Below are 216 nucleotides of genomic sequence, written 5' to 3' on the forward strand. Positions count from 1 at the left end.
CATTATTTATTACTCTCAAAACGAATCGGCTGTGCGGACAGTTTCTCCAATTCATCAGCAACTTGTAAAATGCCTTCTTGACGAATTTTAGTATTCCACTCTGATTGCTTGCTCGATAACAGGCTAATACCTTCAGCAACCATATCAAACGCCTTCCACTCGCCTGACTTCTTGTCTTTGCGTAGCTTAAATTCAAGCTTAATGTTTGGTCGCGGC

1 protein-coding gene is annotated in these 216 nt (G+C 41.7%); it reads right to left on the bottom strand.

The genetic code is table 11. The features are described 5' to 3' along the window. Nucleotides 1–2 precede the first annotated feature (2 nt). Nucleotides 3–216 (bottom strand): ABC transporter substrate-binding protein (locus tag FTW16_RS13365; RefSeq protein WP_186728066.1); only part of this gene is annotated, 214 nt, incomplete at its 5' end.

Source organism: Vibrio sp. T20 (assembly GCF_007858795.1).
Lineage (GTDB): Bacteria > Pseudomonadota > Gammaproteobacteria > Enterobacterales > Vibrionaceae > Vibrio > Vibrio satsumensis.